The 7,166-nt window shown below is 71.5% G+C and carries 7 protein-coding genes; 6 read left to right on the top strand and 1 reads right to left on the bottom strand.

Translation table 11 applies throughout. From position 1 onward, the window contains the following. Positions 1-10: 10 nt before the first annotated feature. Entirely contained in the window at positions 11-934 is a 924-nt protein-coding gene (locus CCS38_RS01765; RefSeq protein ID WP_223731402.1) for a ribonuclease Z, read from the top strand. An 18-nt stretch (positions 935-952) separates the two neighbouring features. Here CCS38_RS01765 and CCS38_RS01760 read toward each other — a convergent pair whose 3' ends face one another. Further along, the gene (locus CCS38_RS01760; RefSeq protein ID WP_223731401.1) at positions 953-1,729 is read right to left on the bottom strand and encodes an HAD family acid phosphatase; all 777 of its coding nucleotides are present in this window, start codon (positions 1,727-1,729) and stop codon (positions 953-955) included. Positions 1,730-1,972: 243 nt separating this feature from the next. Here CCS38_RS01760 and CCS38_RS01755 point away from each other — a divergent pair, with 243 nt between their 5' ends. From CCS38_RS01755 to CCS38_RS01735, 5 genes are all read left to right on the top strand, one after another. After that, on the top strand, positions 1,973-2,905 hold the full coding sequence (locus CCS38_RS01755; RefSeq protein ID WP_372456962.1) for a 5-dehydro-4-deoxyglucarate dehydratase: 933 nt from the start codon (positions 1,973-1,975) through the stop codon (positions 2,903-2,905). Beyond that, positions 2,902-4,203: a glucarate dehydratase family protein gene (locus CCS38_RS01750; RefSeq protein WP_223731399.1), complete on the top strand. Its 1,302-nt coding sequence runs from the start codon at positions 2,902-2,904 to the stop codon at positions 4,201-4,203. Before CCS38_RS01755 ends, CCS38_RS01750 begins: the two co-directional genes overlap by 4 nt. A gap of 117 nt (positions 4,204-4,320) precedes the next feature. Beyond that, positions 4,321-5,406 (top strand): S-(hydroxymethyl)mycothiol dehydrogenase, encoded by a 1,086-nt coding sequence (locus tag CCS38_RS01745; RefSeq protein ID WP_223731398.1) that lies wholly within the window; start codon positions 4,321-4,323, stop codon positions 5,404-5,406. Continuing rightward, complete coding sequence (locus tag CCS38_RS01740; RefSeq protein ID WP_223731397.1) at positions 5,406-6,035, top strand: MBL fold metallo-hydrolase; 630 nt, start codon at positions 5,406-5,408, stop codon at positions 6,033-6,035. The genes CCS38_RS01745 and CCS38_RS01740 overlap by 1 nt, the downstream gene beginning before the upstream one ends. A 103-nt stretch (positions 6,036-6,138) precedes the next feature. Beyond that, positions 6,139-7,166: hypothetical protein (locus CCS38_RS01735; RefSeq protein ID WP_223731396.1), on the top strand; the 1,028-nt coding region annotated here is incomplete at its 3' end.

The raw sequence follows: 7,166 nt of genomic DNA, 5'->3' as shown, positions 1-7,166 counted from the left end.
GAACAGCGCCTTGTCCGTACGTGAACTGGTCGTCCTCGGTACCGCCAGCCAGGTGCCCACCCGGCACCGCAACCACAACGGCTACCTGCTGCGCTGGGACGGTGAGGGGCTGCTCTTCGACCCCGGTGAGGGAACGCAGCGGCAGATACTGCGCGCCGGGGTGGCCGCGCACGACATCAACCGGCTGTGTGTCACACACTTCCACGGCGATCACAGCCTGGGCCTGGCCGGGGTGATCCAGCGGATCAACCTCGACCGGGTGCCGCATCCCGTCACCGCCCACTACCCCGCGAGCGGGGCGCACTTCTTCGAGCGGCTGCGCTATTCGACGGCGTACCGGGAGACCGTGCGGCTGGGCCAGGAGCCGGTCACCGGCGACGGCGGCACTCTCGCCACGACGCCCGCGTACACGCTCACCGCGCGCCGGCTCTCGCACCCCGTCGAGTCCTACGGCTACCGCCTCCAGGAGCCGGACGGGCGGCGGATGCTGCCCGAGCGGCTGGCTGAACACGGCATTTCCGGCCCCGAGGTGGGCCGGCTGAGCCGGGAGGGTGCGATCACGCGGCCGGACGGCCGGACGGTCACCCTGGAGGAGGTCAGCGAAGTACGGCCGGGCCAGTCGTTCGCGTTCGTGATGGACACCCGGCTGTGCGCCGGCGCGCACGAGCTCGCGGCGGGCTGCGACATGCTCGTCATCGAGTCCACGTTCCTCGACGGCGACCGGCAGCTGGCCGCCGAGCACGGCCACCTGACGGCGGGCCAGGCGGCCATGGTCGCGCGCAATGCCGGTGTCCGGCATCTGGTGCTCACGCACTTCTCGCAGCGGTACAGCGACCCGTCGGAGTTCGAGCGGGAGGCCCGGGAATCGGGCTACGACGGCGAACTGACGGTGGCGCGTGACCTGTTGCGGGTACCGCTGCCGAAGCGGCGCTGAGCACCTTCGGGATGCCCGTTACGGCAGGTAGTACATCGGGTTCGGCAGCTTGAAGGTGCGGTCCGCGTAGCCGCCCCGCAGGTCGGAGTGCTGGTCGCCGAAGTTGGCGACGATGTTGTACCCCTGGGACTCGATGTGCTTGCGGGTGCCCGACTTGTACTCGACGGTCGAGCAGCCGGCGCCGCAAGGCAGGTACGACGGCGGGTTTTCCTTGTTCTTGAGGTAGACGTGCCCGCGGTCGAGCGGGACGTCGTAGCCGACGTTCTTCAGGTTGCGGACGCTCCAGTCGCGCTGGGCTTCCTTCCGGCCGGTCACGAAGAAGACCTCGTAGCCCTTCGCGCGGGCGTGGTTCACCAGCGCGTCCATCCCGAAGACCGGCTCCATGTCGTGGCTCTTCAGGTAGGCGTCCTGGGCCTTCTCGTCGAAGGCGAAGCCGATCTGCAGCTCGAAGTTGTAGGTGAGCAGGGTGGTGTCGTCCATGTCGAGGACGATGGCGGGCTTGCGGGAGCCGTCGTGGTGCCGCACGGCGCTGTCCAGGTACCGCTGCGCCTTCGCCTCGATGCCGTGCACCTGGCGGGCGTAGTTGCTCTTCGGCGAGGCGTAGTGCTCGCCGTCGGCGGTGACGGTGTCGCCGTAGTACGCCTTGATCTTGTCCTGGACCTGGGTGAGGTTCGGTATCTCCTTGTCCGAGCGCGGGACGGAGTGTTCGGCGGTGGCCTGGCCGACACCGAACGCGGTGGTGGCGGCGACGGCGGCCGCGGCGGCGACGGCGCCCAGGCGCGCACGGAAACGCATGTGGTTCTCCTGCGGAGTAGGGACGGAAAAGAGGGACCCCGGTAGATCTAGCAGGCGTTGCTTCTGCGTATCTACGCGCGGAGATTAAATCGTTGGCAAAGCATTTCCGGGCACGTGGAGTGACGGTGAGCGTCCGTACGGAGTCACTCCCGGTACCCGTACGGGCTGTCTGCGCTCTTGACGGCCGATATGCCTGTCTCTAGCCTCCATTCTCATTCGTGGACGCCATCTACATATGGAGACATGCCCATGACGGTCATCGAACGGCTGCGCGCGGGCATGGCGCGCGGCGTGCTGTCCTTCCCCCTCACCTCCTTCGCCGACGACGGCGCGCTGGACCTGCCCGCGTACCGCGACTACCTCGCGAGCCGGATCGCCGCCGGGCCCGGCGCGCTCTTCCCGGCCTGCGGCACGGGCGAGTTCTTCTCGCTGGACGAGGACGAGTACGGCCGGGTGATCGGGGCCGCCGTCGAGGCGGCCGACGGGCGGCTGCCGGTCGTCGCCGGCGTGGGCTACGGCTGGGCGCAGGCCGCGCGGTTCGCCCGGATCGCCGAGGACGCCGGGGCCGACGCGGCCCTGCTGATGCCGCACTACCTCGTCAGGGCCCCGCAGGACGGCCTGGTCGCCCAGGTGCGCGAGGTCGCGGCCCGCACCCGCCTGCCGCTGATCGCCTACCAGCGCGACCACGTCACCTTCACCGCCGACAGCGTCCGCCGGATCGCGGCGATCCCCGGCGTCATCGGCCTCAAGGACGGCCACAGCGACCTGGACCGGCTGCAGCGCGGCAAGCTCGCCGCGCCCGACGGCTTCCTGTTCTTCAACGGCGCCGCCACCGCCGAACTGCAGGCCCGCGCCTACGCGAGCCTGGGCATCACCGCGTACTCCTCCGCCGTGCACGCCTTCGCGCCCGAGATCGCCGGCGCCTTCTTCACGGCGCTCGGCGCGCACGACGACACCACCGTCGACAAGCTGCTGACCGGCTTCTACGTCCCCTTCGTGGAGCTGCGCGACCGGGTGCCCGGATACGCGGTGTCGCTGGTCAAGGCGGCGGCCCGGCTGCGCGGGCTGCCCGTCGGCCCCGTCCGCGCCCCGCTCACCGACCCGTCCCCCGCCGACCTCACCGACCTCGCGGCCCTCCTGGAGCGCGGTCTCGACCTGGTAGGAGCCACCCGATGACCCGCACGGCACTCACGATCGCCGAAGTCCGGCTCACCCCGATCCTGGTCGCCGACCCGCCGCTGCTGAACACCCAGGGAGTGCACCAGCCCTACACCCCCCGGCTGATCGTCGAGGTGGTCACCGAGGGCGGCGCGACCGGCCTCGGCGAGACCTACGGCGACACCAAGTACCTCGACCTCGCCCGGCCGTTGGCCGGTGCGCTCATCGGCCGCTCGGTCACGGACCTGAACGCGCTTCCCCTGGTGGCCGCCGAGGTCTGCGGCGACTCGCCGGACGCCACCGCCGCGGGCGCGGTCGACGTCGGCGGGCTGCGCGGCGTCCAGACCGCCGACAAGCTGCGCCTCTCCGTCCTCTCCGGCTTCGAGGTCGCCTGCCTGGACGCCTGGGGCCGGGCCGCCGGACTCCCCGTGCACGCCCTGCTCGGCGGCAAGGTCCGCGACCGGGTGGACTACAGCGGGTACCTCTTCTACCGCTGGGCCGAGCACCCGGGCGGCCGCGGCGAGCCCGACGACTGGGCGGCGGCCACCGACCCGGCGGGCGTGGTCGCGCAGGCCCGCCGCCTCGCCGACACCTACGGCTTCCGCTCGTTCAAGCTCAAGGGCGGCGTCCACGAGCCGGCCGCGGAGATCGCCGCGGTCCGCGCGCTGGCCAAGGAGTTCCCCGGACAGCCGCTCCGCCTGGACCCCAACGGCGCCTGGTCGGTGGAGACCTCGCTGCAGGTCGCCGACGAACTCAAGGACGTACTGGAGTACCTGGAGGACCCGGCGAGCGGCACGGACCGGATGGCCCGGGTGGCGGCCCGTACGGAGATTCCGCTCGCCACCAACATGTGCGTGACGACCTTCGACGAGATCGCCGAGGCGTTCACCCGCGGCGCCGTCCAGGTCGTCCTCTCCGACCACCACTACTGGGGCGGCCTGCGCAACACCCGCGAACTGGCCGCGATCTGCCGCACGTTCGGCGTCGGCGTCTCCATGCACTCCAACACCCACCTCGGCATCAGCCTCGCCGCGATGACGCAGGTCGCGGCCACCGTCCCGGACCTGAGGTACGCCTGCGACACGCACTACCCCTGGCAGACCGAGGACGTCCTCACCGAGCGGCTCACCTTCGACGGCGGCGCCGTCGCGGTCACCGACACCCCGGGCCTCGGCGTCGAGCTCGACCGCGACCGCCTCGCCGCGCTGCACCGGCGCTGGCTGGACGACGACGGCAGCCAGCGCGACCGGGACGACGCGGCGGCGATGCGGATCGCCGATCCGGAGTGGACGACGCCGGCCGTGCCGCGCTGGTGATCCCCGACCGCAGCGGCAAGCACCGCCCGGCGCCGGTGTCGCCCTCTGGGCGGGAATGCGGGGAACGCGTACGGTATGGGTCCGTCCCGTGCGTGATCATCGAGAGGGGCTGCCGTCATGGCACAGCAAGTACGCGGAGTCATCGCACCCGGCAAGGGCCGGCCGGTGCGCGTCGAGACGATCGTCGTGCCGGACCCGGGCCCCGGTGAGGCCGTGGTCCAGGTCCAGGCGTGCGGGGTGTGCCATACGGACCTGCATTACAAGCAGGGCGGGATCAACGATGATTTTCCGTTCCTGCTGGGGCACGAGGCCGCTGGTGTTGTGGAATCGGTGGGCGACGGTGTTACGGATGTCGAGCCCGGCGATTTCGTCATTCTGAATTGGCGTGCGGTGTGTGGGCAGTGTCGGGCGTGTCTGCGGGGGCGTCCGCAGTACTGCTTCGATACGCACAACGCCAAGCAGAAGATGACGCTGACGGATGGCACCGAGCTGTCGCCCGCCCTCGGCATTGGCGCGTTCGCGGAGAAGACGCTGGTGGCGGCGGGGCAGTGCACCAAGGTCGACCCGGGCGTCTCGCCTGCGGTGGCGGGGCTGCTGGGCTGCGGTGTGATGGCGGGTATCGGTGCGGCGATCAATACCGGCAATGTCGGGCGGGGTGACTCGGTTGCGGTGATCGGCTGTGGTGGTGTCGGTGACGCGGCGATCGCGGGGGCCCGGCTCGCCGGTGCCGCGAAAATCATCGCGGTGGACATCGACGACCGGAAACTCGAAAAGGCATTGTCCATCGGCGCCACGCACTCGGTGAATTCCAAGGCCGCCGATCCGGTCGAGGCGATCCGCGAGCTGACCGGTGGGTTCGGCGCGGATGTCGTCATCGAGGCGGTGGGCCGTCCGGAGACGTACAAGCAGGCGTTCTACGCCCGTGACCTGGCCGGGACAGTGGTCCTGGTGGGCGTGCCGACGCCGGAGATGACGCTGGAGCTGCCGCTGCTGGATGTCTTCGGGCGGGGCGGGGCGCTCAAGTCGTCCTGGTACGGGGACTGTCTGCCGTCCCGTGACTTCCCGATGCTGGTCGATCTGCATCAGCAGGGGCGGCTGGATCTGGGGGCGTTCGTGACGGAGACGATCGGGCTCGGGGACGTGGAGAAGGCGTTCGCGCGGATGCATGAGGGCAATGTGCTGCGTTCGGTGGTGGTGCTGTGATGGCGGCACGCATCGAGCACCTGGTCACCTCCGGGACGTTCTCCCTCGACGGCGGGACGTGGGAGGTGGACAACAACGTGTGGATCGTCGGCGACGACGAGGAAGCGGTGGTCATCGACGCCGCGCACGACGCCGATGCCATCCTCGCGGCGCTCGGCGAGCGACGGCTGCGTGCCGTGCTCTGTACGCACGCGCACGACGACCACATCGACGCGGCGCCCGCGCTGGCGTCCCGTACCGGCGCCATGATCCATCTCCACCCCGACGACCTGCCGCTGTGGAAGCTGACCTACCCGGGGAGCCCTCCGGACCGGGAGCTGACGGACGGGCAGGTGCTGACCATTGCCGGTACGGATCTGACCGTGCTGCACACGCCGGGGCACGCGCCCGGCGCGGTCTGCTTCCACGCGCCCGACCTCGGGGTCGTCTTCAGCGGGGACACCCTCTTCAAGGGCGGGCCCGGCGCGACCGGGCGGTCGTTCTCGGACTTCCCGACCATCGTCGAGTCGATCCGGAAGCGGCTGCTGAACCTGCCGCCGCAGACGAAGGTACTCACCGGGCACGGCGACCCGACGACCATCGGGGACGAGGCGCCGCACTTGGAGGAATGGATCGCGCGCGGCCACTGAGCCGGGTGAGTCGGGCCGTACCGGCGTCACTTGCTACCGGTTTTCGAACCTTTGCGCCGCTATCCCATGCGTACCAGGAGGGGCTCCGGTTACCGTGCTCGTTATGGCAACCAGCACCGCACCGACCGCACCTGGCTACGCACTGCTGATTGCCGCTGATCCGCCGGTCCGCCGGCCGCTGCCGGCGACCGCCGCGCTGCCGCAGCTGGCGGCCGTCCCGCCGGCGCGGCTCGTGGGCGCTCCGTACGCCAGCGCCGTGCAGCTGGCGAACCCGGACGACCCGAATACGGTGCTGACCCACATCCGTACCGCGGCCGCCGTCGACGGGCCGCTGCTGATCTACGTCGCGGGGCACCTCCAGGTCGACGCGCGGCAGGGCAAGCCGCACTTGGCGCTGGCCCGGACCGTGCCCCGCACGGTCCGGTACACCGCGCTGCCGTGGCACTGGCTCGCCGCGGAGTTGCAGCACCGGCCGCCGGGCAGCACGACGGTGCTGGCCGATCTGGCTGCGGCGCCGGAGATCTGGCACGACCTGGGCAGCGGGAAGCTGTCGCTGGGCGGACCGTTCCTGCTGTACGGCACGGTCCAGCGGAGCGACAAGCGGCAACGGCTCGCGCCGGCGTACACGCACGCCCTGACACGGGTGTTGCGGGCGGTGGCGGAGACCGGGACGGCGGCGGTACGGCCCAGCACGGAGGAGTTGCACGACGGGGCGCTGCGTGAGGCGGGGCTGGACGGTGGAGTGACGCTGTGGCTGGCGCCGGAGCGCACGGGGGCGTGGGGGCAGGCGCCGGTGTCGAGTCCGGGGCCGATTCCGGCTGTTGGGCCGGTCGCTGGGGCGGCTGCTGGACCGGCTCCTGGGGCGGTTCCTGGGTCGGCTCCTGGGGCTGTGGCGGTACCGGCTCCCGCGCATACGCCCGCGCCCGCGGCAGTGTCCGCTCCGGAGCCTGCACCGGCTCCTGCTCGGGCGTCTGGGCCGGATTCGGGGCCTGCTTCGGGGTCTCCTTCGGCGCCCGCGCCTTCGCCGGGCCTCGCGCCCGGTTCGGCGCCCGCGCCCGACCAGGCGCCCGCGCCCGCGCCCGATCCGGCTCCCGCGCCCGATCCGCGGCTCGCGCCCGCTCCCGCCCCGGG

This window comes from Streptomyces purpurogeneiscleroticus (genome assembly GCF_020024005.1).
Taxonomy (GTDB): Bacteria; Actinomycetota; Actinomycetes; order Streptomycetales; family Streptomycetaceae; genus Streptomyces; species Streptomyces purpurogeneiscleroticus.
This window is presented reverse-complemented; position numbering and strand designations above follow the sequence as displayed.

Bases quoted from the DNA above. Each gene is read 5' to 3' on its own strand.
- CCS38_RS01760 (WP_223731401.1), bottom strand. From the start codon at position 1,729: ATGCGTTTCCGTGCGCGCCTGGGCGCCGTCGCCGCCGCGGCCGCCGTC.
- CCS38_RS01755 (WP_372456962.1), top strand. From the start codon at position 1,973: ATGCCCATGACGGTCATCGAACGGCTGCGCGCGGGCATGGCGCGCGGC.
- CCS38_RS01750 (WP_223731399.1), top strand. From the start codon at position 2,902: ATGACCCGCACGGCACTCACGATCGCCGAAGTCCGGCTCACCCCGATC.
- CCS38_RS01745 (WP_223731398.1), top strand. From the start codon at position 4,321: ATGGCACAGCAAGTACGCGGAGTCATCGCACCCGGCAAGGGCCGGCCG.
- CCS38_RS01740 (WP_223731397.1), top strand. From the start codon at position 5,406: ATGGCGGCACGCATCGAGCACCTGGTCACCTCCGGGACGTTCTCCCTC.